21 protein-coding genes and 1 tRNA gene are annotated in these 24,927 nt (G+C 64.8%); 10 read left to right on the top strand and 12 right to left on the bottom strand.

From position 1 onward, the window contains the following. Positions 1-194: 194 nt before the first annotated feature. A tRNA-Ala gene (locus tag ACMDCM_RS11715) sits at positions 195-270 on the bottom strand. Between the two features lie 417 nt (positions 271-687). Here ACMDCM_RS11715 and ACMDCM_RS11710 point away from each other — a divergent pair. From ACMDCM_RS11710 to folD, 3 genes are all read left to right on the top strand, one after another. Beyond that, positions 688-978 (top strand): YggT family protein, encoded by a 291-nt coding sequence (locus tag ACMDCM_RS11710; RefSeq protein ID WP_040674890.1) that lies wholly within the window; start codon positions 688-690, stop codon positions 976-978. Between the two features lie 11 nt (positions 979-989). Further along, a complete protein-coding gene (locus ACMDCM_RS11705; protein WP_412773718.1) occupies positions 990-1,310 on the top strand; it encodes a DUF167 domain-containing protein in 321 nt (106 codons plus the stop codon). Between the two features lie 119 nt (positions 1,311-1,429). After that, positions 1,430-2,314 (top strand): bifunctional methylenetetrahydrofolate dehydrogenase/methenyltetrahydrofolate cyclohydrolase FolD, encoded by an 885-nt coding sequence (gene folD / locus ACMDCM_RS11700; RefSeq protein ID WP_412773717.1) that lies wholly within the window; start codon positions 1,430-1,432, stop codon positions 2,312-2,314. Between the two features lie 190 nt (positions 2,315-2,504). Here the strand turns inward: folD and ppa are convergent, their stop codons facing one another. The 7 genes from ppa to ACMDCM_RS11665 form a co-directional block, all read right to left on the bottom strand. Continuing rightward, a complete protein-coding gene (gene ppa, locus ACMDCM_RS11695) occupies positions 2,505-3,035 on the bottom strand; it encodes an inorganic diphosphatase (protein ID WP_412773716.1) in 531 nt (176 codons plus the stop codon). A 224-nt stretch (positions 3,036-3,259) separates the two neighbouring features. Then, entirely contained in the window at positions 3,260-3,769 is a 510-nt protein-coding gene (locus tag ACMDCM_RS11690) for a GNAT family N-acetyltransferase (RefSeq protein WP_412773715.1), read from the bottom strand. Between the two features lie 128 nt (positions 3,770-3,897). Then, positions 3,898-5,157 carry a flavin monoamine oxidase family protein gene (locus ACMDCM_RS11685; RefSeq protein ID WP_412773714.1) on the bottom strand — a complete coding sequence of 420 codons (1,260 nt, stop codon included), beginning with the start codon at positions 5,155-5,157 and terminating at the stop codon, positions 3,898-3,900. A gap of 13 nt (positions 5,158-5,170) precedes the next feature. Then, entirely contained in the window at positions 5,171-7,897 is a 2,727-nt protein-coding gene (gene mutS / locus ACMDCM_RS11680) for a DNA mismatch repair protein MutS (protein ID WP_412774735.1), read from the bottom strand. 110 nt (positions 7,898-8,007) lie between these two features. Beyond that, a complete protein-coding gene (locus ACMDCM_RS11675) occupies positions 8,008-9,564 on the bottom strand; it encodes an MDR family MFS transporter (RefSeq protein WP_412773713.1) in 1,557 nt (518 codons plus the stop codon). A 4-nt stretch (positions 9,565-9,568) separates the two neighbouring features. After that, a complete protein-coding gene (locus tag ACMDCM_RS11670) occupies positions 9,569-10,729 on the bottom strand; it encodes an HlyD family secretion protein (RefSeq protein WP_412773712.1) in 1,161 nt (386 codons plus the stop codon). Further along, on the bottom strand, positions 10,722-11,210 hold the full coding sequence (locus tag ACMDCM_RS11665) for a MarR family winged helix-turn-helix transcriptional regulator (protein WP_412773711.1): 489 nt from the start codon (positions 11,208-11,210) through the stop codon (positions 10,722-10,724). Before ACMDCM_RS11665 ends, ACMDCM_RS11670 begins: the two co-directional genes overlap by 8 nt. 222 nt (positions 11,211-11,432) lie before the next feature. Between ACMDCM_RS11665 and ACMDCM_RS11660 the strand changes: the two genes are divergently transcribed. Together ACMDCM_RS11660 and ispG are read left to right on the top strand one after the other, a co-directional pair. Further along, complete coding sequence (locus tag ACMDCM_RS11660) at positions 11,433-11,924, top strand: Fur family transcriptional regulator (RefSeq protein WP_412773710.1); 492 nt, start codon at positions 11,433-11,435, stop codon at positions 11,922-11,924. Between the two features lie 260 nt (positions 11,925-12,184). Continuing rightward, positions 12,185-13,477: a flavodoxin-dependent (E)-4-hydroxy-3-methylbut-2-enyl-diphosphate synthase gene (gene ispG, locus ACMDCM_RS11655; protein WP_412773709.1), complete on the top strand. Its 1,293-nt coding sequence runs from the start codon at positions 12,185-12,187 to the stop codon at positions 13,475-13,477. Between the two features lie 122 nt (positions 13,478-13,599). Here the strand turns inward: ispG and ACMDCM_RS11650 are convergent, their stop codons facing one another. Next, a complete protein-coding gene (locus ACMDCM_RS11650) occupies positions 13,600-15,207 on the bottom strand; it encodes a Na+/H+ antiporter (protein ID WP_412773708.1) in 1,608 nt (535 codons plus the stop codon). A gap of 266 nt (positions 15,208-15,473) precedes the next feature. On the opposite strand from ACMDCM_RS11650, the gene ACMDCM_RS11645 reads away from it, so the two are divergent. Continuing rightward, positions 15,474-17,393: a caspase family protein gene (locus ACMDCM_RS11645; protein ID WP_412773707.1), complete on the top strand. Its 1,920-nt coding sequence runs from the start codon at positions 15,474-15,476 to the stop codon at positions 17,391-17,393. A 74-nt stretch (positions 17,394-17,467) separates the two neighbouring features. On the opposite strand, the gene ACMDCM_RS11640 is transcribed toward ACMDCM_RS11645, so the two are convergent. After that, on the bottom strand, positions 17,468-18,154 hold the full coding sequence (locus tag ACMDCM_RS11640) for a DUF1345 domain-containing protein (protein ID WP_412773706.1): 687 nt from the start codon (positions 18,152-18,154) through the stop codon (positions 17,468-17,470). A gap of 9 nt (positions 18,155-18,163) precedes the next feature. After that, positions 18,164-19,090, bottom strand: a complete 927-nt coding sequence (locus ACMDCM_RS11635) for a polyprenyl synthetase family protein (protein WP_412773705.1) — start codon at positions 19,088-19,090, stop codon at positions 18,164-18,166. Between the two features lie 380 nt (positions 19,091-19,470). On the opposite strand from ACMDCM_RS11635, the gene mtgA reads away from it, so the two are divergent. From mtgA to ACMDCM_RS11615, 4 genes are all read left to right on the top strand, one after another. Further along, positions 19,471-20,148, top strand: a complete 678-nt coding sequence (gene mtgA / locus ACMDCM_RS11630; protein ID WP_412773704.1) for a monofunctional biosynthetic peptidoglycan transglycosylase — start codon at positions 19,471-19,473, stop codon at positions 20,146-20,148. 152 nt (positions 20,149-20,300) lie between these two features. Then, on the top strand, positions 20,301-20,486 hold the full coding sequence (gene rpmF / locus ACMDCM_RS11625) for a 50S ribosomal protein L32 (protein WP_009798498.1): 186 nt from the start codon (positions 20,301-20,303) through the stop codon (positions 20,484-20,486). Between the two features lie 130 nt (positions 20,487-20,616). Next, complete coding sequence (locus ACMDCM_RS11620; RefSeq protein WP_412773703.1) at positions 20,617-21,276, top strand: hypothetical protein; 660 nt, start codon at positions 20,617-20,619, stop codon at positions 21,274-21,276. A 527-nt stretch (positions 21,277-21,803) separates the two neighbouring features. Continuing rightward, entirely contained in the window at positions 21,804-23,567 is a 1,764-nt protein-coding gene (locus ACMDCM_RS11615) for a putative bifunctional diguanylate cyclase/phosphodiesterase (protein WP_412773702.1), read from the top strand. Positions 23,568-23,711: 144 nt separating this feature from the next. On the opposite strand, the gene ACMDCM_RS11610 is transcribed toward ACMDCM_RS11615, so the two are convergent. Continuing rightward, positions 23,712-24,770 carry a polysaccharide deacetylase family protein gene (locus ACMDCM_RS11610; RefSeq protein ID WP_412773701.1) on the bottom strand — a complete coding sequence of 353 codons (1,059 nt, stop codon included), beginning with the start codon at positions 24,768-24,770 and terminating at the stop codon, positions 23,712-23,714. Positions 24,771-24,927 lie beyond the last annotated feature (157 nt).

Genomic DNA, 24,927 nt, shown 5'->3' with positions numbered 1-24,927 from the left:
AACGCTGAGTTGCGGATCAATGTCCGAATTGCTGCCGGCCAGCCGAGGGGGCGGCCCGGCCACAGGATGTCCAAGACGAATGACGTAGGTCATGCGTGGTCGCTGTCGAGCTTCACCTCGACGATCGAGCGGTTCAAGCGAGCGCGTCGTGATCGACGGCTGCCACAAGATAACGGTTGCCTCTCGGGAATCACTGGTGGAGCCAGGCGGGATCGAACCGCCGACCTCGTCATTGCGAACGACGCGCTCTCCCAGCTGAGCTATGGCCCCGTCCACGGCCGGCGAACGATGCGGCGACCGGGAAACGCCGTCATTTACAGTCCTCGCCAACGGCAAGTCAAGAACGGCTGAAATCGGCGTTTTGGGCCTCATTTCCTCCGACTTCCCTTGTTTGACGGGAACCAAAACGATATTTTGGCGGCCTTGTATTGTACGGAAGCGAAAGTTCGTCGCCGGGCTTCGCAGTCCGAGGCGAGTTTCGAATTCCGGGGGGACGAGAGACCGATCCTCCCGATATTGTTTGGTTCATAAGTGCTCTTGACGGACCTTTGGCCAAAGGTGAAGAGAACGGCTGAACCGCTACACTGGTGGTCCATTCGCGTCCCGGACGCGCGGCTAGGTGGGGTCGCGAATGTCAAATTCACTCCACCGGTCGAATCCACGACCAAACCCGCGAGCTAATTCCCCATGCGAGCCATACTGGATATCGTCCTCATCATCCTCGACCTCTATGTCTGGCTGCTGATTGCCTCGGCGATCCTGTCATGGCTGATTGCCTTCAATGTGGTGAATACCCGCAATCAGTTCGTGGCCGCGGTGGCCGAGTTTCTGGAACGGATCACCGAACCCCTGCTGGCGCCGATCCGTCGGATGCTGCCCAATCTCGGCGGGCTCGACATCTCCCCGATCATCCTGATCCTGATTATCCTCTTCATGCAGCGGGTCATCACCTATTACATCTATCCCGCCGTGTTCTGACCGGCGGTTTGATGGAGCCGTGGCGGTATTCTGCGGAGGGTCTCAGCATCGCGCTCCGGGTGACGCCGCGCGGCGGTCGCGACGGGATCGACGGTATTGAGACGCTGGCCGACGGACGCCCGGTGGTGAAGCTTCGCGTGCGCGCCGTCGCCGAGGGCGGCGAAGCCAATCGCGCCGTCGTGGCGGTGCTGGCCAAGGCGCTGGGGGTGCGCAAAACCGATGTCCAGATACGCGCGGGGGCGACCTCGCGGCTGAAGCAGGTCGCGGTCGGCGGCGATCCCGTCAGGCTCGGCCATGCCCTTCGCGCCTTGACCGCGGCTCAACCAGACTAAAGCGTTTTCGAACGGAGTGGAATCCGGTTCGCGTGAAGAAAACGCGTCAAATCAAGAAGCCAGAGTCTTTCACCGTATCCATGAAACGGTGAAAGACTCTGGCAAGCCCGGGGATCAGCATGACGGCCAAAATCATCGATGGAAAAGTCATCGCGGCAGACTTGCGCGCGCGGGTGGTCGATGAGGTGGCGCGGGTGAAGCGCGATCACGGGCTGACGCCTGGCCTCGCCGTGGTGCTGGTCGGCAACGATCCCGCGAGCGAGGTCTATGTCCGCAACAAGCACAAGCAGACCCAGGCCGCCGGCATGGCCTCGTTCGAACACGTCCTGCCGGCCGATGTGGCGCAGGCGGACCTGCTGGCGCTGGTCGCGAAACTGAACGCCGATCCCGCCGTGCATGGCATTCTGGTCCAACTGCCGCTGCCGAAAGGGCTCGATACCGAAACCATCATCGCTTGCATCGATCCGGCGAAGGATGTCGACGGCCTGCATCCGCACAACGCCGGACGCCTCGCCGGCGGTCTGCCCGCGCTGTCGCCATGTACGCCGCTCGGCTGCATCATCCTGACCAAAAGCGTGCATTCCTCGCTCGAAGGCATGGACGCCATCGTGATCGGCCGCTCCAACCTGGTGGGGCGGCCGCTGGTGCAGTTGCTGCTCAACGAAAACGCCACGGTGACCATCGCGCATTCGCGCTCGCGCAACCTGCCCGAACTCTGCCGCCGCGCCGATCTGGTCTATGCGGCGGTCGGCAAGGCCGAAATGGTGCGCGGCGACTGGCTCAAGCCGGGCGCGACGGTGATCGATGTCGGCATCACCCGCCTGCCGGCGGCTGACGGCAAGACCCGCCTGGTCGGCGACGTCGCGTTCGACGAGGCCATGAAGGTCGCGGGCGCGGTGACGCCGGTGCCCGGCGGCGTCGGTCAGATGACGGTGGCGTGCCTTCTGGTCAATACGCTGCGCGCCGCCTGCGCGATCGAGGGATTGCCCGCGCCGGGAGTGTGAGCAGAATTTCGATAAAAAGCCGAACCAGGGAAGAGGCGTGCCCCGGATGCTGCACATCACGCCGCTCTTGCGGCGTGGTGCGCTGCTGATCCGGGGGTGAAAAAGGGGGGGGACGATCTTCGTGACGGTTCCGGCTCTGCGGCGCAGCGTGAAGACGCTGAACCGCGTCCGGGACAAATGAGAGTGGCGATTATTTCCCCTGCGCCCGTGCGATGGCTTCCAGTATCAGCCTGTGCGCGTCCTCCGCGCCGCCCCAGCGCAGCACCTTGACCCATTTGCCGGGCTCCAGATCCTTGTAGTGCTCGAAGAAGTGCTGGATCTGCTGCAGCGTGATGTCCGGCAGGTCGCTGTAATTCCTTATCTTGTCGTAGCGCTGGGTCAGCTTCGAGGTCGGAACCGCGATGATCTTCTCGTCGCCGCCGGCCTCGTCCTCCATCAACAGCACGCCGACCGGCCGCACGCTGATCACCGCGCCGGGCACGATGCCGCGCGTGTTGGCGACCAGGACGTCGCAGGGGTCGCCGTCCTGCGACAGCGTGTGCGGGATGAAACCGTAATTACCGGGATAGCGCATCGCCGTGTAGAGAAACCGGTCGACCACCAGCGTGCCGGCGTCCTTGTCCATCTCGTACTTGATCGGCTCGCCGCCGACCGGTACCTCGATGATGACATTCACCTCATGGGGCGGATTGGGTCCGGTCGAGATCGCATCGATACGCATGGGAGGTCCCGTGATCGAGGAGCGTCGGTCTGTGCATAGCCGTCATACGCGGGCTTGACCCGCGTATCCATCCATCTTCGGGAAGAGTCTTCCGAAAAGTTGGGCGCGGGGACCATAGGCGGGCAACGTTCTTCGAACGCCTATAGCGTTTCAAGCGAAGCGGATACCGGTCCGCGCGAAGAAAATTAGAGCCCGCTTCTGATTCCATCAGAAGCGGAAAGGTTCTAGGCCGTCCAGGCGAAGGCCACTTTGTCGAGCGACTTCGGCCCGAACCTCTCGGAGGAACGCGCGACCATGCGGCCGCCGAGCGCGGGATAGAACTTCATCGCCGGCTCGTTGTCGTACAGCGCCCAGGTCACCATGCTTTTCAGTCCGCTCTGCATCAGGTCGCGCCGGGCCGCAGTGAACAGCCGCCGACCAAAACCCAGCCCCTGAAATTCGGGGCGCAGGTAAAGCTCGTAGATTTCGCCGTCATATTGCAGGCTGCGAGCACGGTTGCGGCCGTAATTGGCATAGCCGGCCACCTTGTCGCCGAACACCAGCACGCTGACGCGGCTGCCCTTGCGGATCGCGCTGTCCCACCAGAGCGGGCCGCGCCGGTTGATCAGCTTTTCCAGTTCCGCGCCGGGAATGATGCCCTGATAAGCCGAACGCCAGGATTCGTCATGGGTCGCCGCAACCGCGGATGCGTCCGCGATCTTCGCTGGCCGGAGTTCGATCAGGGTCGTGCTCATGCCCCGATCAAAGCAAGTCCGCGCGCGGTCTTCAAGGTCCATCGTTAATTAAAGGTTAAAATGTGAGCTTCCCGCATCGCCAGTGCGGCGTTTTGTATCGAAAAGGGACAACCAGTCCAGGCTCCGTGTCAGCGTTTTGGCAATCGCACAGCCTCCATCACATCCCGCGCCGCCCGCTCGCCGCTGTCGCGCGCGCCATGCGCCGTTGAGAAGAAGTTCGAAGAGGTGGCCTCGCCCGCGAAGAAAAGCCGGCTATCCACCGGCGCAGCCAGTACGGCGCGGTCGCCGGCGTGGCCCGGCAGCGCGTGGGAATAGGCTCCCGATGCAAAGGGGTCGCGGGCCCAGCGCGATTCCGCCAGCGGTTTCAGTTTCCTTCGATAATCCGAGCCGAGCAGCGCCACGATCTCCTCGATCGCTTGCGCCGCGAGTGCGCCGTCGCCGGCGTCCTCAAGTTCGCGCGCGAAGCTGCCGCCGAAAAATCCCTCGATGCAGGGCTGGCCGAACGGGCGCAGATGATAGGCGCCCGTTCTGGTCTGCATGGTCGCGCCGCGCAGGTTGCCGTCTTTCGGCAGCGCGTTAGCGGGATCGTCGAGCGCCAGCATCACCTTGTCGTCGACGCCGAGCGGCAGGCCGGCGGCAGCGTTCACCTTCGCGGGCAGTTCGGGGTGAAAGCGGATCGATTCGTTCGCGATCAGGCTGGTCGGCACTGTGACGATCGTTTTGGTCGCCATCAGCGTGCCCTTTGAGGTTTCAATGCGCAGTTGCAAGCCGGAATGATCGATGCGCCACACCCGCGTATTCAGCGCGACCGGGCAGGGCCGGCCATAGGCCGCGATCAGCGCGCCGTAGCCGCGCCGCACCCGCCAGTTGATCCCGGTGTCCTCATAGGCGGCGGTATCGTGGACCGAAACAGAGTCGAGTTCGCAGCCGTTTACATAGCTGGAAATCGCATCGATCATCGGATTCCAGCGGTTGTCCGGCGCGAGATACAGGCTGGCGGCGCTGTCGGTGCCGCTTTTCGCGGCTTCTTTCGTCCGCTCGTCAAATGCATCGAGCGCGGCAAAGAAATCCTGGCGCTCGGTCGCCGGGAATCCGGCGTCAAAGCTCTGCTCGCGCCATGGCGGCGGGGTTTTGTCGATGTCGAAACCGAGGCGGTCCGCGATTGCAATAAAAGAATTCTTGTCGGCCGAATGCAGCCAGCCGCAGCCGAGATCGAAGACGATGCCGGGGGCTGGAACGATGGTGTGGGCGCGTCCGCCGACGCGGTCGCGGGCTTCCAGCACGATGATGGAGAGGCCGGAATCCTTCAGCGCGTCGGCTGCGCCGAGTCCGGCGGCGCCGGCGCCGATGATGGCGACATCGACAATGGAGGGGAGATTTCGCGGCATCGCGGCACGCTGGTCACTGTTTCGGCAGTTTCGCCTTGAGAGCATAGAGCGCATCCAGCGCCTCGCGCGGCGACATCTCGTCGGGATGCAGGGCTTTCAACGCCTCGACCAGTTGCGGGGTTTCTCCGGACGGCGCGGATTCCTCGGTAGCGCGCGACGGCACCGCGAACAGCGGCAGGTCGTCGACCAGCGCGCGCACGGTCGATCCGCGATCCTGAGCCTCCAGTTTCGCCAGCACCGCTTTGGCGCGCGCGATCACGGATGGCGGCAGGCCGGCGAGTTTCGCCACCTGGATGCCGTAGGAACGGTCGGCGGCGCCGGGCAGCACCTCGTGCAGGAACACCACCTCGCCGTGCCATTCCTTGACCCGCACGGTGGCGTTGAACAGCCGCGGCAGCTTTGCCGACAGCGCGGTGAGTTCGTGATAGTGCGTTGCGAACAGCGAACGGCAGCGGTTGGTTTCGTGCAGGTGCTCGATCGCCGCCCACGCGATCGAGAGGCCGTCGAAGGTCGCGGTGCCGCGCCCGATCTCGTCGAGGATCACGAGTGAGCGCTCCGATGCCTGATTGAGGATGACGGCGGTTTCCACCATCTCCACCATGAAGGTCGAGCGTCCGCGCGCCAGATCGTCAGCGGCGCCGACCCGCGAGAACAGCCGGTCGATCATGCCGATGCGCGCGCGGCTCGCCGGCACGAAGCTGCCGATCTGGGCCATCAGCGCGATCAGCGCGTTCTGGCGCAGGAACGTCGATTTGCCCGCCATGTTCGGGCCGGTGAGCAGCCAGATTTGGCCGGAGGTCTGGCCCGGGCCCGGCGACAGGTCGCAGGCATTGGCGATGAACGGCTGGCCGCCGCGCTTGAGCGCCTGCTCCACCACCGGATGCCGGCCGCCCTCGACGGCGAAGCCGAGCGAGGCATCGACCTCGGGCCGGGTATAATTCTCGTCGGCCGCGAGCCTGGCGAGCGAGGCCGCCACATCCAGTTGCGCGAAGGCGTGCGCCGCATTGCGCAGGTCGTCGCCGGCCTCGACCACCATCGCGGCGAGCCGGTCGAAAATCTCCAGTTCGAGGCCGAGCGCTCGGTCGCCGGCATTGGCGATCCTGGCTTCGATCTCGCCGAGTTCCGATGTGGTGAAGCGCACCTGGCCGGCCAGCGTCTGGCGATGAATGAAAGTGGCGTTGAGCGGCGCGCTCATCAGCCTGTCGCCGTGCTGCGTGGTCACTTCGACGAAATAGCCGAGCACGTTGTTGTGGCGGATCTTGAGCGCCTTGACGCCGGTCTCCTCGGCGTAGCGGGCCTGCATCGCGGCGACGACGAGGCGCGAGTCGTCGCGCAGTTTTCGGGCCTCGTCGAGCGCACCCTCGTAGCCCTCGCGGGCGAAGCCGCCGTCGCGTTTCGTCAGCGGCAGTTCGTCCGCCAGCGCATCGCCGAGTTCGCGCGCGAGATCGCGGGAGGGTCGCCGCAGCGCCGCCATCGCCGTGGCGATGTCCGTCGGCGGATCGGAAAGCGCGGAAAGCCGCGCCAAAGCCTGATCGGCGGCAACGATGCCGTCCCGCAGGCCCGCGAGGTCGCGCGGACCGCCGCGGCCGACCGAGAGCCGCGCCAGCGCCCGCGACATATCGGGCGCCGCGCGCAACACGGTGCGGATGTCGTCGCATGCGGCGTTGTCGGCTACGAATGCGGCGACGGCATCCAGCCGCCGCGCAATCGCCGCGTTGTCGGTCAGCGGCGCCGCCAATCGCTGCGCCAGCAGCCGCGATCCGGCGGCGGTCACCGTGCGGTCGATGGCGTCGAGCAGCGAGCCGCGCCGTTCGCCCGCGAGCGTGCGCGTCAGTTCGAGGTTGGCGCGGGTGGCGGGGTCGATCGCCATGGCGCTGCCCGAGGCTTCCCGCGACGGCGGCGATAGCGGCGGCCGCTTGCCGATCTGGGTGCGGTCGATATAGGTGACGGCGGCGGCTGCTGCGGTCGCTTCCAGCCGCGACATGGCGCTGAGTCCGTCCATGGTGGCGACCGCGAAATAATCGCACAGCCGCCGCTCGGCGGTCGCGCTGTCGAACACGTCGCGGGTCAGCGGCGTCACCGACGGCAACTCCCGCAGCAGCGCGCTCATGTCCGCATCGCCATGGAGCGCATCGGACACGATCACTTCATTGGGATTGATGCGCGCGAGCGTGGCGGCGAGTTCGCCGGTGGAGCACTCGGTGACCATGAACTCCGCCGTGGAGATGTCGATCCAGGCCAGCGCGATGCGGTCGCCTCCCGATGAGGCCCGCGCGCGCGCCAGCGCCAGCAGATAATTGTTGGCCTTGGCATCGAGCAGCGTCTCCTCGGTCAGCGTCCCCGGCGTGACCAGCCGAACCACATCGCGGCGCACCACGCTCTTGTTGCCGCGCTTGCGCGCCGCCGCCGGATCCTCGGTCTGCTCGCATACCGCGACGCGATGGCCGAGCGCGATCAGCCGGTGCAGGTAATCGTCCGAGCGTTCGATCGGAACGCCGCACATCGGAATATCCGCGCCCTGATGCCTGCCGCGCCTGGTGAGCGTGATGCCGAGCGCGCGGGAGGCGATTTCGGCATCCTCGAAGAACAGCTCGTAGAAATCGCCCATCCGGTAGAACAGCAGCAGGCCGGGATTGGCCGCCTTGATTTCGAGATACTGCTCCATCATCGGTGTAACCCGCGACGCCTCGGCGGAGGCGGCAGTGCTCGGCGATGTCGGAACGGTGTGCTGGATCGTCATGGCGGCGAAACTACAGAGTTTCAATGCCGCTTCCTATGGCATTGCGGCGGCCGTGCCCGTTTTCCACGTGATCGGTTCGCGGTCGCGCGAGGGCGTCCGTGCTGTTCATCCTATTCCATTACCGCGGCATGATCCGCGGACGGCGCGCGCATCGCCGCCTTGGTCGATTTCAGGATCAGCGCCAGCGGAATCGCGAGGACGGTCACCAGCGCGACCAGTTCGAAGTCCTGCGAGAACGCGATGATCTGCGCCTGCGCATTGAGGATCAGGTCCATCATCGCACGGCCCATGTCGGTGTTGAGGTTGATGGTGCTTGTCACGTTCGGCATCTGCAGCGCGTTGTTGAACGGGTTGATATGCTCGGCCAGTACGGCATGGACGCGAATGCTTCCGCTTGTCAGTCGCGCGATGACAATGGAAATGCCGATGGAACTCGCGACGTTGCGCACCAGCGTCAGCATCGAGGTGCCGTCGGTGCGCAAATGGTCGGGCAGCGTCATGAAGGCCGCGGTGGTCATCGGCACGAAGACAAGGCCAATACCGTAGCCCTGGAAGATACTGTTGATGGCAATGGCCCGCACCGAAATATCGGCGGTCCAGCCGGCCATGTCGTAGAGCGTGATCGCGATCAGCGTCAGGCCGGCGGCGATCAGGGTCCGCGCCTCGAAGTATGCCATGAGGCGGCTGACCATCATCATGGCCACGAACGTTCCGATGCCTCGTGTCGCGAGCAGCAGCCCCGCGGTCAGGATCGGGTAGCCGTAGGCGTTCTGAAACAGCGGCGAGGCCAGCGCCATGGTCGAGAACAGCACCACGCCGATCACCGCCATGAAGATAAGCGCGGTCGCGAAATTCCGGTCCTTGAAGATCGCGAACTGAACGAACGGTCGCTTCGTCGTCAGCGAGTGCGCGAAGAAATAGTAGAAGCCGACGGCAGAGACGATGAACTCGGTGGTGATCTCCCAGGATTCCAGCCAGTCGAGCTGCTCGCCGCGATCGAGCGCAAGCTGCAGCGCGCCGATGCCGATGGCGAGCGCCGTGAAGCCGAACCAGTCGAATTGCAGTTTGGTGTCGAGCCGGGTCTCGTCCATGAAAATGCTCAGACCGATGACCGTGATCAGGCCGAACGGCAGGTTCACGAAGAACACCCAGTGCCAGCTATAGGTTTCGGTCAGCCACGCGCCGAGCGAGGGGCCCATGATCGGCCCCATCATCACACCCATGCCCCAGATCGCCATCGCCTTGGCGCGCTCGTGCAGCGCGTAGCTGTCGAGCAGCACGGCCTGCGACAGCGGCACCAGCGCGGCGCCGAACACGCCTTGCAGCAAACGGGACAGCACCATCTGGGTGATATCCTGCGACAGTCCGCACATCACCGATGCGAGGGTGAAGCCTGCCGAGCAGAGGATAAAGATGCGCTTGCGGCCGAAGCGGTTGGCGATCCAGCCGACCGGCGCGGTCATGATGGCGGCGGCCACGATATAGGAAGTCAGCACCCAGTTGATCTGGTCCTGCGACGCCGACAGCGACCCCTGCATGTAAGGCAGCGCGACGTTGGCGATCGTGGTGTCGAGCGCCTGCATGATGGTCGCGGTCATGGCGCAGATCGTCACCATGTTCCGGCGCAGCCCCGGAACCGCGGCCGAATGTGCGGGGGCCGCCGACATCGATCTAGTTCTGCTTTGTGCGCGACAGGCCAAGCAGGCCCGCGAGCGTGCGGCGATGGTGGGTGTCGATCGATACGTAGACGCTCATGCCGGATTTCAGCTTGGCCACGGCGGGATCGCTCTTGTCGAAATAGATCCGGACCGGAATGCGCTGCACGACCTTCACGAAGTTTCCGGTGGCGTTCTGCGGCGGCAGGATCGCGAATGTCGCGCCGGTGCCGGGACTGAGCGACCCCACGGTGCCCTTGAAGGTGTGGTCGGGGAAGGAGTCGATGGAGAGATCGACGGGTTGTCCGACGGCCACGTAGGTGAAGTCGGATTCCTTGGGATTCGCATCGACCCATGGATGGTCGAGATCGACGACGCTGAACACCGGCGTTCCGGCGGCGACGAAGCGGCCGAGCTGAATGTTGTCGACCTGCGTGGCGACGCCGTCGATCGGCGCGCGCAGCTCGGTATTCGCGAGGTTGCGCTGCGCGTCGGCCAGCGCGGCCTTGGCCTGCGCATAGGCGGGGAATTTCTCGATCGGCAAATGTGGATCGCCAAGCAGCTTGTTGCGGGCATTCGAAATCTGCTGCTCCAGAATCTGGTTCACGCCCTGCGCCTGCACCAGCGCGCTGAGGGAATTGTCGAGGTCGAGCCGCGATCCGGAATTGCTTTTCACGAGCGCCGTCTTGCGATCGACATCGCGCTGCTTGACGTCGATGCTCTGCTGGGCGAGCGCTTCGGACTGGGCATAATTGGCGAGGTTCGATTTCAGCGTGTTGTATTCGATTGTGGCGACACTCAGCTTCGCTTGCGCTTGCTGGACGGCCAGGCGGAACGGCACTGGATCGATCTCGAACAGGGGATCGCCCTGTTTGACGTGCTGACCTTCCTTCACGGTCACGCTGTCGATCTTGCCGGAGACCTCCGGCGTGATCAGAACCTTCTGCGCGCCGACATAGGCGTCGTCGGTCGTCACGTAGCGGCCGCCCGACAGATAGAATGTCAGCCCGGCGATCAGCGCGATCAGCGGCAGCACGACCAGAAGCAGCGGCCGGCGGTAGCGGCGCAGCGAAGCCAGCAACCGCCGGCGCGGCTTGGCATCCTTGGGCGGCGATGGAGGCAGCACCGCCGGCGCGCCTTTCTGATCGGGTGGAAATTTCAGGGCTGGCTCAGCCATAGCGCTGTTCTTTCGCTTTACTGTTGTCGATGTGCCCGACGCCTTGCAGCGCGTTGCGGACATTGTCCTTGACGGTTTGAAGTTGCTCGATCAGACGGCGTGCATCCGCGATCGCGATATCGGCGAGCGCGGCTTGTGTGATTTCGCCACGCAATGCGGCAAGCTGCGCCAGCAAGGGCCGCGCGGCCCGGGTCAGGTAAAGGCGGTTGATGCGGCGGTCGGTGTCATCGCCGCGGCGCTCGATCAGGCCGGCCTTGCAAAGCTTGTCGATCAATCGCGTCAGAGTAATGGGCTGCATCTCCATCAACTCCGCGACATCGGCCTGCTTCAGCCCTTCGGTGCGCTCCAGTTTGGCGAGCACAGCCCACTGCGCCCGGTTCAGGCCGTAGCGCGACGCCTGTTTGTCGGCGAAGAGCCGGAGCAGGCGCTGCACCTCGAACAGGGTAAAGAGAAAGTCGCTCTCGATCGAACGGTCCGGCATAGGAAGAACTCCTAACACTCGTTATAATAAGCAAGCTTATGAAAAGCATTACCTCCACTATGAAAAAGCTGACCTGCGTGCAGCTCATGGCTAGCTGCTTGCCTGCACATAATACCTTCCGGGGGCTATGCTGCATTGCAAGATGTAGGTATTCCGCGAATATGACTGCTGAAATTGAAATAGAGCGGCGAAATCCGCTCAAACGGTTTAAATAGACATAAGATGACAGCGACCAGACCGACATTCCCCGTGCCGGGGCACGATCACGACCGCTGCGCCTCGGAGGCGATCAGCCATGCGGAGAAGGTCTGCGCCCAGCGCGCGCAGAAGTTCACGCCGATCCGCCGCCAGGTGCTGCAGGCATTGCTGTCGAGCCATCGGCCGCTCGGCGCCTATGAGGTGATCGAGGAACTGGCCAAATCGATGCCGCGCCCGGCGCCGATCACGGTCTATCGCGCGCTCGACTTTCTGATGGAGAACGGCCTCGTTCACCGCATCGAAAGCCGCAACGCGTTCCTGGCCTGCGGGCACGACCACGATGCGAGCGCGATGGTGGCGTTTCTGATCTGCGAGCGGTGCGGTTCGGTCGGCGAAATTCCGGCGAGCCGCGTGGCGCAGAGCCTGAGCGACGCCGCCCGCTCCACCGGATTCACGCCGAAGCTGTCCGTGGTCGAAATCACCGGCACCTGCGCGCATTGCCAGAGCGCGAGCTAGCGGCGTCGGTCGGCCATCCAGATGAAATTTTGATATGGTTTTCAATGGTTAAAACTTATTCCGCCGGCAAATTGCCGGCTTTTACCTCCATGCCCCCTTTGTTTGACGTCGCGGCGGGTTATCTCATTATGAATGACCCGCTGACGCCGGCTTTGACTTGCGGCGCCAGTGGTGGTTGCCGGCCTTTGACTTCGATCGGTCTTCCCCGCTCGCCATTGATCCGTTACTGAATGTCACGAAAACCTGATATTTTGAGACCCATGAACAAGCTCGAAAATCCGTCGCAAATCGACGTCGCTGGCCCGAGTCCGCGGCACAGAACCACGCAAGTCATGGTCGGCAACGTCGCCGTCGGCGGCGGCGCGCCGATCGTGGTGCAGTCGATGACCAATACCGACACCGCCGACATCGAGGGCACGATCGCCCAGGTCGCCGCACTGTCGCGCGCCGGCTCGGAAATGGTCCGCATCACGGTGGATCGCGACGAGGCCGCCGCCGCCGTGCCGCATATCCGCGACGGTTTGCGCAAGCGCGGCGTCACCACGCCGCTGATCGGTGATTTCCACTACATTGGCCATAAACTGCTGGCCGATCATCCGGCCTGCGCCGAAGCGCTCGACAAGTACCGCATCAATCCGGGCAATGTCGGTTTCAAGGACAAGCGCGACAAGCAGTTCACCGACATCGTCGAGACCGCGATCAAATACGGCAAGGCGGTGCGGATCGGCGCCAACTGGGGCTCGCTCGATCAGGAATTGCTGACGCACCTGATGGAAGAGAACGCCAGTTCGGCCGCGCCGCTCGACGCCCGCGCGGTGACGCGCGAGGCCATGGTGCAGTCGGCGCTGTTGTCGGCGAAGCGCGCCGAGGAAATCGGCCTGCCGAAAAACAAGATGATCCTGTCGGCGAAGGTCTCGGCGGTGCAGGATCTGATCGCCGTCTACCAGACGCTGGCGGAACGCTCTGACTATGCGATCCATCTTGGTCTGACCGAAGCCGGCATGGGCTCGAAGGGCATCGTTGCCTCAAGCGCCGCGCTCGGGATCCTTTTGCAGCAGGGCATCGGCGACACCATCCGCATTTCGCTGACGCCCGAGCCCGGCGGCGATCGCACGCTGGAAGTGCAGGTCGCGCAGGAATTGCTGCAGACCATGGGTTTCCGCACGTTCGTGCCGCTGGTCGCGGCCTGTCCCGGCTGCGGACGCACCACCTCGACCACGTTCCAGGAACTGGCGCGGTCGATTCAGGACTTCATCCGCGACGAGATGCCGAACTGGAAGGCGCAGTATCCCGGCGTCGAGCAGCTCAACGTTGCGGTCATGGGTTGCATCGTCAACGGCCCCGGCGAATCCAAGCATGCCGATATCGGCATTTCGCTGCCCGGCACCGGCGAGGCGCCGGCCGCGCCGGTCTTCGTCGACGGCAAGAAGTTCAGGACGCTGCGCGGGCCGGCGATCGCGCAGGACTTCAAGGCGCTGGTGATCGATTACATCGAACAGCGGTATGGCTCCGGCGCCAAGACGCGGGCCGAAGCGGCGACCGCGGCGGAGTAGACCGACGAAGCCGGTCGAGTGGGGACATTTCATCGACATTGCCCCCCTCCCCAACCCTCCCCCGCAAGCGGGAGAGGGAGCACATAGTGTTCCGATGAAGCGCTTTCAGCAGGGGCCGGCACTTATAGCGGCGTGTGCTTTTCCCGGTTGTCGACCACCGCTTCCTCCAGGTCGAGATCGCGCTCGATCCGGCGGCGGGTTTCGTCGGTGATCTTGCCCTCGCGCAAGAGCTGGTGGAGATGCGCGCGCTCGATGCCGATGATCTCGCGCACCATGGATGCTCCCTTGGTCGCCGGCGAATGCTCGTCGCCGTTCCGCGGCGGATCGGGCAGCGCTCGCATCCGGGTTTCGTGCCGCGCTTCGAGAAACTTGGCGAGGCCCTCGGGCAGCTTGCGTTCGGTGATGATGGTGGTGAGCGCGCCGCGCGCAGCCTCGATGATGGTTCGCCGCGCCGCGATCTCGGCCTCGCGCTCCTTCATCGCCTCGCGGCGGCCACGCTTCGAGACGCCGAGCAGGTCGACGACGAACGGCAGCGTCAGGCCGATGCCGAACAGCGTCACGAAGATCACGCCGAAGCTCGTCAACTGGATGAGGTCGCGATAGGGAAACGCCTCGCCGCCCGGCAGCGTCAGCGGCAGGGCCAGCGCCACCGCGAGCGACACCACGCCGCGAATCCCTGTGAAGCCGATCACCACGACATAGCGCCATGATGGCGTCGGATCGCGCCTGCGGACCCGCGCGCTGAGGATGCGGGTCAGGTAGGTGCCGGGGAAGACCCAGATGAATCGAGCCGCGATGACGATAGCCGAGGTCAGCGCGATCGCCATCAGCACCTCGCCGATCGGGACCGCCTTCGCCTTCTCCATCAGCACCCGGACCTCGAAGCCCATCAGCAGGAACAGGACGCCCTCGATCAGCCAGATCGCGAGATCCCAGAAGAAGATGCCCTGAAGCCGCGTCGCCGCCGGGATCAGCAGCGGTCCGTTCCAGCTCACATAAAGTCCGGCGGCGACGGTCGCGATCACGCCGGAGCCGCCGAGATGTTCGGGCACCCAATAGGCGAGATAGGGCGTCAGCAGCGACAGCAGGATTTCCACCCGTGCATCCTGGGCCCACTGGCGCAGCCGCAGGCTGAGCCAGCCGACGGCGGCGCCAAACGCCATCTCGCCGAACAGGATGAGGACGAACGATCCGGCCGCGGTCGGCAGCGAAAAGGTGCCGGTCGAGACCGCGAGCACCGCGAAGCGATAGAGGATCAGCGCGGTGGCGTCGTTGGCGAGGCCTTCGCCCTCGAGGATGACCAGGATCCTGTGCGGCAGATGCAGACGCTTGGCGATGGCGAGCGGCGCCACCACGTCGGGCGGCGAGACGATGGCGCCGAGCACGAAGCCGACGCCCCAGGGCAGGCCGAGCAGCCAGTGTGTTGCGGCGGCAACCGCGCAGGTCGTGAAGATGACGCAGCCGATGGCGAGCAGGGCGATCGGCCGCAGGTTGGATCTGAATTCGCGCCAGCTCATGGAGACGCCGGCGGAATAGATCAGCGGCGGCAGCACCATCAGCAGCACGCTTTCAGGCGCCATTTCGATGGGCGGAAGACCCGGCACGAACGCCAGCACGATGCCGACCACCAGAAACACGATGGCGGGCGCCGTCACCAGCCGCCGGGCCAGTGCCGCCGATGCGGCCAGCACGGTGAGGACGAGGAGGGAATTCAGAAAGGTTTCGGTCATGTTGGCTGTGCCTCAGATGGCGCGGAACAGCGGCGGGGTCAACAATGCCCGGTCCTTTGGGATGTTCAGAAAGCGGCCTTCTGGCGTCTCCGATCGGTTGAACGTTTCGCGAGCTGCCGTCGTCCTATTCATGCGCGCTGACGGATCGTCCGAACCCGGATGCGCAGCAGCCCGGCCTGACGATTGTGATCGGGCTCACAAAGCCTGGCTTTGATTTCAGGTAATCCGGCAGGTGTGATATGAACGAACGATCAGGACGTGCCGCCATGAGCTTGCGACGATATCTCGATTTGTTCGGATTTTTACTGGCCGCGGTCACGGCGCTGATCTGTCAGCCGGCTTCGGCGGAGACGCGCGTGGCGCTGGTGATCGGCAACTCGGAATACCGCAACGTTCCCCGACTCGCCAATCCTGACAATGACGCGGCCGCTTTCGCCCGGACCATGGAACAGGCCGGTTTCGACGTGGTCGAGGCGCGTCACGACCTGACCGGGGCCGAGATGCGGCGGGCGCTGCGCGACTTCGGCGACAAGGCGCGCAACGCCGACATGGCGGTGATCTATTATGCCGGCCACGGCATCGAGGTGGAGGGCACGAACTATCTGATTCCGATCGACGCGGCGCTTCAGCGCGACACCGATGTCTACGACGAAGCGATATCGCTCGATCGCGTGCTGGTCGCCGTGGAATCCGCCAAGCAGTTGCGGCTGGTGATTCTCGATGCATGCCGCGACAATCCATTCGACAAGACCATGAAAAGGGTCAGCATGCGTTCGATCGGTCGCGGCCTCGCCAAGGTCGAGCCGACCTCGCCGAATACGTTGATCGCCTACGCGGCCAAGGCCGGTTCGACCGCCGCCGACGGCGACAGCAAGCACAGCCCGTTCACCGCCGCGCTGGTGCGCCATATCGCGACGCCCGGCCTCGACGTGCGCAAGGCGTTCGGCTTCGTGCGTGACGACGTGCTCAAGGTCACCAACAACCGGCAGGAACCGTATGTCTACGGCTCGCTCGGCGGCGAGGATGTGCCGCTGGTTCCGGCCAAGGTCGTGCCGGCCGTGCCGGCTGCTCCCGTCGCCGATGCGCGCGCCGAGGTTCGCCGCGATTACGAACTGTCGCTGCAGCTCGGGACGCGCGCAGCGTGGGACACGTTCCTGAAGAGTTATCCGACCGGCTTCTACGCCGATCTTGCGAAAGGGCAGCTCGACAAGATCGCCGCGGAAGATGCGCGTCTCGCCGCGACCGAGAAGGCGCGCGAGACCGCGGATGAGAAAGCGCGCCTCGCGGCCGAAGGCGCGAAGCAGGCCGATGTTGCCAAGGCGGCGGCCGCAGCCAAGGTAGCCGAAGAGGCGCGGGTTGCCGCCGAAAAGGCGAAGCGGATCGAGCAGGCGAAGGTGGACGCGGCGGAGCAGGCGCGCGAGGCGGTCGAACGCGCTGCCGATACCTCGGATTCCAAATCTTCAGCGATCGTTTCGAATACGCCGGATCGCAGTTCAACGCAGTCCGGCGCGCCTGCGCCGACCGGCACCTCGCCGGCCGCCCCGACGCCGGCCCGGCAGACCGCTTCCCGGACCCCGCCGGCGGAGTCTGTCGCGCAGCCAACCTTGTCGGCCGTTGACATCAACAAATCGGTGCAGGCCGAATTGCGCCGCGTCGGCTGCTACGACGGGTCGGCCGACGGCGAATGGGGCAGGGCGTCCCGACTCGCGCTCGAAAAGTTCAATCGCTACGCGGACGCCAAGGTGAACGTCAGGCTTGCCAGCCTCGACACGCTCGGCGTCATCAAGGGCAAGACGGCGCGCGTCTGCCCGCTGATCTGCCGTCACGGCTACAAGGCCGATGGCGACACCTGTACGAAGATCACTTGTGGCCAGGGCAAGGTACTCAACGACGACAACGAATGTGTCGCGCGGAAAGAACGCAAGGCGCCTTCCGCGTCGCGCGAGCGCGATAATCGCCGGCCCCGCCGCGCCGCCCGCGGCAGGTTCGATGACGAACTGGCGCCGCCGATAGCTGCGCCGCGGAGACTGCCCCGCCGCGCGAGCACGAGGCCGGAGCAAGGTGGCATTGTCTGCGACGATCACACCTGCCACCCGGTCAAGCGCGGTTGCCGGATCGAGTTCCGCACCACCGCGGAGGGGGGTGGACGGTTAGGCGGTGGCGGCAACGTCGAGATCTGCAATTGAAGCGGGGCATTTGTCATGCGCGCAACAGGCGCGCGGACCGGTTGCTTTACGGATCATGCTATGGCTATCGGCGGTCAGATCGCGCTCGCCGCGATGTTAACCATCAGCGCCAGCAACGCCGTATTGTAGACGAACGAGATCACGCCATGCGCTGTCGCGGTGCGGCGGATGATCTTGTCGGTGATGCCGACGTCGGACACCTGCGCCGTCATCCCGATCACGAACGAGAAATAGACGAAATCCCAGTAGTCGGCGTCTTCGTGCCGGTCGCCGCTCGGAAATTGCAGGCCGCCGGGTTCAGCCCCGCGATAGTATTCGTGCGCATAATGCAGCGCGAAAGTGGTGTGCACGGCTGCCCAGGATAATGCGATGGTCAGCGTCGCCAGCGCCAGTTCCGGCGGGCTATGGGTATGGTCGCCAAGCTCGAATACGATCGCGGCGATGCTGGCGAAGGCGCCGGTCGCGGTCACCAGCAGGATCACGAAGCGGCCGTCATCCTGAAGCTGGGCGTTACGGCGGATGTGAGTGAGACCGCTGCCGAACACCACGACGAAGACGAGTATGAGATAGAGCGCGGCGAAAACGTCCCAGCCGATCAGCAGCCGCGTCACCGGCTGCAGCGAATGCGGCAGCAGCAGGCACGCGACGATGCCGACGGCGACGGCGACGAAGGTGCGCGGCCGGGCATAGACCATGCGCACCGGCGCCGGCAGCTTCCTGAAGCGAAGCAAGAATTCTTCGTCGGCGTTCTTGCCCGCCATCGTTATCCTTCAGTTCTTGCGGTCGGCGACGAAATGCGCGGCGGCGCGCAGTACGTCGCCGCGCGCGCCGAAGGCCGACAGCGCCTCGTCCGCCTTCGCCAGAAGATCGCGGACCCGCTTCTTTGCGCCGTCGATGCCGAGTTGGGTGACGAAGGTTGTCTTGCCGAGCGCCGCGTCGGCGCCGGCGGGTTTGCCGAGGGCCGCCGCATCGCCTTCGACGTCGAGGAGATCGTCGGCGATCTGGAAGGCTTCGCCGAGCGCGCGGCCGTAAGCATCGAGCGCCTGATGATCCTTTTGCGATGCCTGGCCGAGCAGCGCGCCACTGATGCAGCCGAAGCGGAGCAGCGCACCCGTCTTCATCTGCTGCAAACGCGCCACGTCCACCGGCTCGCGGTCGCCGAAGCGGCCCTCGCCGGCGAGGTCGAGCATCTGTCCGCCGACCATGCCGCCGATGCCGGCGGCGCGCGCCAGCGCGCGCGTCAGCGCCAGGCGGACCGCCGGATCCCTGTGGACCTCGTCGCGGGTGATGATGTCGAAGGCGAGCGTCAGCAGGCCGTCGCCGGCGAGGATCGCGGTTGCGTCGTCGGTGGTCTTGTGCAGGGTCGGTTGCCCGCGGCGCAGGTCGCTGTTGTCCATCGCCGGGAGGTCGTCATGGATCAGCGAATAACAATGGATGCATTCGAGCGCCGCGCCGGCGAGCAGCGCGGCGTCGCGCGGAACCCCGAACACGGCCGAGCTTTCGACGACGAGAAACGGCCGCAGCCGCTTGCCGCCGCCGAGCGAGGAATAGCGCATGGCGTCCATCAGCCGCTTCGGCCGCGCGATCTCGCCGGGCTGAAGCGTATCGGACAGCAATGTCCCCAGCAGCGTCTCTGTGTCGTCCGCCGTCCTGTCGAGGCGTTTTGCGAAATCGGCGGATGAAAGTCCTGACGTCATCAAAAAAGGGCTCCAGGAATAGAACAAGAATAGAAAACGACCTTTCCGTGCCATTTCCGGGGGCATCGCCGACGGGTCCGCGCAAAGCGCGGCCCGATAACGGGCTCCGCGACGAACCTTCCGGAATCCGGTATTTACGGATTCTCCCCGTGTTACCGGATTCCCGATAGCCGCTGACGCGCTTCGGGAATGACAACTCGGCTCAAACGACCCCTTTAGGCCGATCGGGCGGGACAATCGTCCATGACACCGGCTTCGTCAATTCCGCCCGATCGGCAATATGCCGGTTCGGCCGTGCTATGATGCGGCCGGAAGGGGAGTTTGATGCCTGCTTGTGCCGTGTTCGGTACCGTTAACCGTGATTTTGCGTGCGGGGTGTGATGCGGCGGACGGTCCGTGTCACGCTGCTGGCCGTTGTCGGCCTGCTGCTTTTGCCCTATGTGCTGACGCCGCTCTACCGGACCGGCCGTCCGGTCTCGACGTTGATGATATGGCGCAAGCTCTCCGGCGCGCCGGTGTCGCGGCAGTGGATCGATTTCGCGGCGATCTCGCCGGCGCTGCCGCGCTCCGTGGTCGCATCGGAAGATGCGAAGTTCTGCAGCCATCGCGGCATCGACTGGGATTCGCTGCGGGAGGTGCTCGACGAGGCCGAGGACGGCGAGGTGACGCGCGGCGGTTCGACCATCACGCAGCAGGTCGCGAAAAATCTGTTCCTGTGGCCGGGCCGCAGCCTGATCCGCAAGGGGCTGGAATTTCCGCTCGCGATGTGGATCGATGCCGTGATGCCCAAACAACGGATCCTCGAAATCTACCTGAATATCGCCGAGTGGGGTCCGAATGGGCAGTTCGGGGCCGAGGCCGGTTCCCGTTACGCCTTCGGGCGCTCCGCCGCGAACCTGACCGCCCGGGAGGCCGCGCTCATGGCCGCGATCCTGCCCAATCCGGTCAGGCGGAGCGCCCGAAAGCCCGGTCCCGGGGTGCGCCGGCTGGCTGGAACCTATATGGTCCGGGCGCAGGCCGCCGAACTGCGACGATGTTGGCGCGACAATCGCGGTTGAGCCGAGGCCGCGTTGTTGGAATCGGACCACTAGCCTTGGCGCGCTCCTTCCATTATAAGCCCGGCCTTAGCATTCAGCTCGCGTTCGGCCGGGCACGCCTGCCCGTGGGCGTTCCGGGATAACGCCGCCCAAACCCTGCAAGGACATCCGATATGGCCGTTCCAAGAAGAAAAACATCGCCGTCGCGGCGTGGCATGCGCCGTTCGGCGGATGCGCTCAGCAAGCCGACTTACGCCGAGGACAAGGATTCCGGCGAACTGCGACGCCCCCACCATCTCGACCTGAAGACCGGCATGTACAAGGGCCGCCAGGTTTTGAAGGCCAAGAGCGACTCCTGATCCGGCCTCATTTCGGGCTTCCGGGCTGGCATCGCAGGTCCCGCATAACCCGGAATTAAAGGGAGCGAGAAGGTCAGGGCGGTTTCGGCGCGAATTCAACCCGCCCGCTTGAACGACGGAGGCTTTGCCGATGTCCATGATCGGTTTTCCGCTGCTCCTGATCCCTCTCGCGATCTGCAACATCATCGTCTTCCTGATGCCGGGCGTCCTGTTGACGGAGCCCGTTTTCACGTTGGTGCTGGTGTCGGGCGTGGCATGGCCGGTGACGCTCGGCGACGTGGTGCTTGCGCTCGGCATCGTCCTGTTGCTGTTCGAGATCATCAAGGGCTCCCGTGCCGGCGGCAAATACCTCACCGACCATCTGTTGGCGCTGATGGTATTCGGAGGCGCCGCGGCGGAATTCGTGATGCTGCCGCAGTTCGGTTCATCGACCTATTTCATGCTGACGCTGCTGGCGTCGGTCGATTTCTTGTCCGGCCTCGTCTTGCGCGCGCGGCGGCCGGCCCGTGCGGCCGCCGCGCCGTTGCAACCGGCGTCTGAAGAAGCCGAGGCACGTGAACCACCGCGTTTTGATCCGCCCGTTTCCGCGCCGGCATCTGATTCTCCGCCGACGCCTGTCTCCGGCGTTCCGACGGCTGCGTCCGTTGCCGAACCGGTCCTGAAGATCGCGCCGGAGCCGGTGATCGTTCGCCTGGAGACCACCGCGAACGAACAGCATCCGAACGTTCCGGCGTCCGACATCCAGCCTGGCGGCGGGGCGCCGATGTCTTCCGATCAGCCCCGGCGCTAGCTCAGATGACTCGCGTCACCCGCAGGCCGATTTGCGCGCTGCCTTGATCTCGGACGCTCGTCGAATGATAGGCGGCGTGCGCAACCTGCGGTGCAGCGCGGCGTAACGCCTGCGTTTGCGGGCTGTGTTGCGCCATGGCGATCAGTTGCGTGACAAAGAAAACGTCATGACGCGCCACGGATCGCAATGGAGGCTGACGTTCGAGGGGCACGACGGCGGATGCCGACGTGGCGCTTGCGGGGTTTGTCGCCTCGCTATCGTCCCGCCGATCCGCGGCGACTATACCTGTCTGGCACGTTTGCGTGGTCGCCATTTCATCCGGCCCCGTCGAAATGTGTTGTTTTGAGACGTCGCGTCCGTATTTGCGATTGGCCTCGCAAGGGCCGTGCCGGGCACCGCGTGAGGTGCCCCCCCCGGTTGTGCCGGCAAATGGCGGCTTTCCGGGGCGTTTAGGGCCTATGCCTGGCGGCTGGGAGGTCTTATGCTCGCAGAGGAATCACCTGTCGGCGTCCCAGAATGAGGCGACCATGACATCCGCCATCGCACCGGCAGCCCAGCCCCCGTCCGGCGTAGATGCGTCACAGACAGTCGACGCGCCGGCGGAACAAGCGCCGGTGCCCAGGGTGTCGGAGATTGTTGCTGCGCTCGGCCGGGCTGCATTCGTCTGGGATATCGCCAGCGACGCCATGGCCTGGACCCGTGAGGCGGCGTCGATTTTTAAGGATATCGACCCGGCTCTGCTCGCAACCGGCGCCGGGTTCGGCGGGCTGATCGAACCGTCCGGATCTGTCCGCACCGATGTCCTGCTGGCCGCGTCGCCTGCGCGGCGCCCGGGAGAGGGCGTCCCCTATGTCATCGAATACGGCGTGCGCGCCAGCGCCTCGGCGCCGATGCTCTGGATCGAGGAATCCGGTTGCTGGTTCGCCGACGCCGATGGCAAGGCAGTGCGTGTCGAAGGCATCGTCCGGCTCGAGAACGAGCGGCGCGCGCGAGACGAGCAGCTTGTCAGATTGTCACGAAACGATGCCCTGACCGGCGAACTTAATCGCACCCATCTGACGGCGGCGCTTGCTGTTGCGATCGAGGAAGCCGCGCGCTACCGGTCGTCGTTCGCTTTCCTGCTGCTCGGCATCGACCATCTGGCGCGCATCAATGACGCTTTCGGCTTCGACGTCGCCGACGAGGTGATCGGCGACGTCGCCAGGCGTGTCCGTACGCGCTTGCGTAGCGGCGATGTGCTCGGCCGCTTCTCCGGCAACAAGTTCGGACTGATTCTGAAGGATTGCACGAGCGACGACATGAACGTCGCCGCGGAGCGGCTTCTGACGGGTATCAGGGACGAGATCGTGCCGACCAGGTCCGGTCCGGTCTCCGTCACCGCCTCGATCGGCGCGGTCCTGGCCCCGCGTTACGCACGCACCGCCGATGAGGCGATCAACCGCGCCCAGGAAGTTCTCGAAGCCGCCAAAAGCCGCCGCAACGGGTCGTTCGCGGTGTGGCGGCCCGATGTCGAGCGAGACGCGCAGCGGCGGACCAACATCCGCGTTACCGACGAAATCGTCACCGCGCTGAACGAGCGGCGCATCCTCACCGCCTTCGAGCCTGTGGTCGATGCGCGCACGCGTGCGCCGGCGTTCTACGAGTGCCTGGTGCGAATGCGCCAGCAGGACGGGCAGTTCCTGCTCGCGCCGGATGTGGTGCCGGTCGCGGAAAAGCTCGGCCTGATCCGCCTGGTCGATCATCGCGTGCTCGAACTTGTGGTCGCCGAACTCGCGGAAGCGCCCGGCGTCCGGCTCAGCATCAACATCTCGCCGGAGACCACCATGGACGCCGACTGGTGGGCGGCGATTGAATCCCTGATGGGGGCGCATCCCGGGGTCGCCGAACGCCTGATCGTCGAGATCACCGAAACCGTCGCGATTCAGGATATCGACGGCGTCAGGGAATTCGTCACGCGGTTGAAGAACTTCGGCAGCCGGATTGCGATCGACGATTTCGGCGCCGGCTACACCTCGTTCCGCAACCTGCGCAAGCTGGGCGTGGACATCGTCAAGGTCGACGGCGCGTTCGTGGAGAATATCGCGCGCTCCCCCGACGATCGGGCTTTCGTGCAGACACTGATCGATCTGGCGCGGCGGCTCGATATCAAGACGGTGGCCGAGTGGGTTCAGGACGAGCAATCCGCCGTCATGCTGCGTGACTGGGGCTGCGATTACATCCAGGGGCGGCTGATCGGTCTCGCCTCGCCGGCGCGGCCCTGGAGCAACTCCGAGGCCATCCCGGCGGCGTGACGCGGGCGCAGCAGATGGTCCTGCAAATTAGAGCCTTTCCGCTTCCGATGGAATCAGAAGCGGGCTCTATGATTTTGATTTGACGCGTTTTCTTTACGCGAACCGGTATCCACTTCACTTGAAAACGCTCTAGCCGCCATCCCTTCACGTGGCGCTGACGCGGCGGAAACCGTTCCACATGGCGGTGGCGGCGCCCGATGTCAGCACCGGCAGGACGCGCGCGGTCTGATAATTTCCGTTGAGGGAAATTCGCGGCAACGCCGTCGGATGCCCCGCATTTTCGGGAAAGATCATGCCCGGCCGCGTCGTGACGGCGGTCTTGAAACCCGCCGCCTTCGCAAGAGCGAACTCGCGCGGTCCAGCAGCACCACGGTCGCCGTAGGGATAGGCGAGGTGGGCGACCGGACGCTGCAAGACGGCTTCGATCCGCGTCCGGCTGACGGTGATCTCCTGACGCGCCTGCTGCTCGCTTCGCTTTGCGAGATTGCAGTGGCTGACGGTATGCGCGCCGACGGTGACCAGCGGATCGGCCGCGAAGGGCTTCAACTCGTCCCACGACAGACACAACTCCCGGCTGATATCGGACTCATCGACGCCGTGGCGTGCGCACAATTCGCCGATCGCGCGCGCGATGTCGCGATCGTCCGCAAGCCCGCGCAGCAGGTCGTGGATCCGAGCGAACGCGGCCTGCTTGTCCTCGACCGTGCGGGTGTCGAGATCTATGGCGGTGCCGCCGATCGTGCTGTCGATCCGGTCGGCGGCCGCGACGATGCGTTCGAGCGCGACCCACCAGAGGCGGCCGGTTCCTTCCGCGAAGTCGCTCGCGACATAGACGGTGAGCGGCGCGTCGTATTCGCGCATCGCCGGCAGCGCGAAGTCGCGATTGTCGCGGTAGCCGTCGTCGAAGGTGAAGCAGGCAAATCGTCGCGAGAAGTCGTGCTCGATCAGCCGGCGGAGCGCCTCGTCGGCCGTTACGATGTCGATTCGCTGCGATCGGACATGAGCCAGGGTCGTGCGCAGGAATTCAGGAGTCACTTCCAGGTGAAGATTGGGCTGGAACGCTGCGTCCCGGCGCGGCCGCACGTGATGCAGCATGAAGATCGTGCCGATGCCCGCGAAGATCGGCCGCAGCAGATGATGAGCGCCGCTGAAATACAGCGCCTCCAGTCCGGCGCGGATGACGGTGGTGCGGAGCTGCTTCATCCAGTTGACCGGCCGGCCCTTATTGTTGGTTTGGTGACCTCCTTAGTGGAAAACGATTGAAGAAACGGTTATCCGGCGGCGAAGCAGCAGCTATGAGGTTTTCGTCCCATTTCCGGTTTGACAGCCTCGCAAGGGTTTGTTTTCTCTTCATTTCCAG

The sequence above is a fragment of the Nitrobacter sp. genome (genome assembly GCF_047149785.1).
Taxonomy (GTDB): Bacteria; Pseudomonadota; Alphaproteobacteria; order Rhizobiales; family Xanthobacteraceae; genus Nitrobacter.
This window is presented reverse-complemented; position numbering and strand designations above follow the sequence as displayed.

Coding starts and splice junctions, on each gene's coding strand:
- ppa (WP_412773716.1), bottom strand. CDS start 3,035: ATGCGTATCGATGCGATCTCGACCGGACCCAATCCGCCCCATGAGGTG.
- ACMDCM_RS11640 (WP_412773706.1), bottom strand. CDS start 18,154: ATGGCGGGCAAGAACGCCGACGAAGAATTCTTGCTTCGCTTCAGGAAG.
- ACMDCM_RS11710 (WP_040674890.1), top strand. CDS start 688: ATGCGAGCCATACTGGATATCGTCCTCATCATCCTCGACCTCTATGTC.
- ACMDCM_RS11660 (WP_412773710.1), top strand. CDS start 11,433: ATGACAGCGACCAGACCGACATTCCCCGTGCCGGGGCACGATCACGAC.
- ACMDCM_RS11675 (WP_412773713.1), bottom strand. CDS start 9,564: ATGTCGGCGGCCCCCGCACATTCGGCCGCGGTTCCGGGGCTGCGCCGG.
- ACMDCM_RS11670 (WP_412773712.1), bottom strand. CDS start 10,729: ATGGCTGAGCCAGCCCTGAAATTTCCACCCGATCAGAAAGGCGCGCCG.
- ACMDCM_RS11665 (WP_412773711.1), bottom strand. CDS start 11,210: ATGCCGGACCGTTCGATCGAGAGCGACTTTCTCTTTACCCTGTTCGAG.
- mutS (WP_412774735.1), bottom strand. CDS start 7,897: ATGACGATCCAGCACACCGTTCCGACATCGCCGAGCACTGCCGCCTCC.
- ispG (WP_412773709.1), top strand. CDS start 12,185: ATGAACAAGCTCGAAAATCCGTCGCAAATCGACGTCGCTGGCCCGAGT.
- ACMDCM_RS11620 (WP_412773703.1), top strand. CDS start 20,617: ATGTCCATGATCGGTTTTCCGCTGCTCCTGATCCCTCTCGCGATCTGC.
- ACMDCM_RS11645 (WP_412773707.1), top strand. CDS start 15,474: ATGAGCTTGCGACGATATCTCGATTTGTTCGGATTTTTACTGGCCGCG.
- ACMDCM_RS11635 (WP_412773705.1), bottom strand. CDS start 19,090: ATGACGTCAGGACTTTCATCCGCCGATTTCGCAAAACGCCTCGACAGG.
- ACMDCM_RS11705 (WP_412773718.1), top strand. CDS start 990: ATGGAGCCGTGGCGGTATTCTGCGGAGGGTCTCAGCATCGCGCTCCGG.
- ACMDCM_RS11650 (WP_412773708.1), bottom strand. CDS start 15,207: ATGACCGAAACCTTTCTGAATTCCCTCCTCGTCCTCACCGTGCTGGCC.
- folD (WP_412773717.1), top strand. CDS start 1,430: ATGACGGCCAAAATCATCGATGGAAAAGTCATCGCGGCAGACTTGCGC.
- ACMDCM_RS11690 (WP_412773715.1), bottom strand. CDS start 3,769: ATGAGCACGACCCTGATCGAACTCCGGCCAGCGAAGATCGCGGACGCA.
- ACMDCM_RS11615 (WP_412773702.1), top strand. CDS start 21,804: ATGACATCCGCCATCGCACCGGCAGCCCAGCCCCCGTCCGGCGTAGAT.
- mtgA (WP_412773704.1), top strand. CDS start 19,471: ATGCGGCGGACGGTCCGTGTCACGCTGCTGGCCGTTGTCGGCCTGCTG.
- ACMDCM_RS11685 (WP_412773714.1), bottom strand. CDS start 5,157: ATGCCGCGAAATCTCCCCTCCATTGTCGATGTCGCCATCATCGGCGCC.
- rpmF (WP_009798498.1), top strand. CDS start 20,301: ATGGCCGTTCCAAGAAGAAAAACATCGCCGTCGCGGCGTGGCATGCGC.
- ACMDCM_RS11610 (WP_412773701.1), bottom strand. CDS start 24,770: ATGAAGCAGCTCCGCACCACCGTCATCCGCGCCGGACTGGAGGCGCTG.